The organism is Brenneria roseae subsp. americana, from assembly GCF_003115815.1.
Lineage (GTDB): Bacteria > Pseudomonadota > Gammaproteobacteria > Enterobacterales > Enterobacteriaceae > Brenneria > Brenneria roseae.
Genome location: NZ_QDKJ01000045.1, coordinates 1 through 798, shown reverse-complemented (window position 1 = coordinate 798; position 798 = coordinate 1). Strand labels below are relative to the sequence as shown.

The following is a 798-nucleotide window of genomic DNA, read 5'->3' as shown; positions in this document are numbered from 1 at the left end:
TAACGAACGGTTCATCATCGTCTGGAATTGCAAGTTCATTATTACAGTCTACAGCTGTAGTAAGCGCGCCGTTCAGGTTAAGAGTCGCCTAATCTGTGGCCCTGCCAGGCCACAATTAAATACATCGGCGCAATCAGCTATAGACCGCCGAATACACAGAAATCAATCACTGTCGCATCTGCATAAACATCAGTATTATTATCAAGCAATATGATATCAAATCCCAACTCCGTGCCTATTTTTGTTCCGAAAACGCGAGCTAGCGCTGCACCATCAGCCTGATCATTAAATGCTGTGCCTATTACAATGTATTTATTGCTATTCATAGGGCTTGAAAATTTCACACTGTACCGCCCAGCCGCAGATTTTGTAATGCTGCCAATATTAAACGACGATATTATCGTGGGCGCTGATGGCGCTCCATTAAACCGCCCCCAGGCCGCACTAATGCGTTCTGTAAAACCGAGGTTTTCGGGAGTCAGAGTAATGTCTTTTGAACCATCAAATGCAACACCGTTAATTTTCCGCGCTGTCGCTAATTTTCCCGCGGCGGCTGCGGTTCCTGCGGCGATAGCTAGTTTAACGAATGCAGTTGTCGCCAACTGAGTGTTGTTTGTTGCAACAGCCGCTGTCGGTGCCGTCGGTGTTCCTGTCAGCGCCGGACTAGCAAGCGGCGCTTTCAGCCCCAGCGCAGTTGCCATAGTTGTTGCAAAATTGGGATCGTTTCCGAGCGCTGCGGCAAGTTCATTAAGCGTATCCAGCGCAGCAGGTGACGATGCGACCAGTGCAGCAATAGCC

At 48.9% G+C, this 798-nt stretch carries 1 pseudogene; it reads right to left on the bottom strand.

Annotation, left to right across the window (positions count from 1 at the left end):
* Positions 1 to 137: 137 nt before the first annotated feature.
* A pseudogene (locus B4923_RS21190) lies at positions 138 to 798 on the bottom strand (hypothetical protein); the annotation flags it as partial.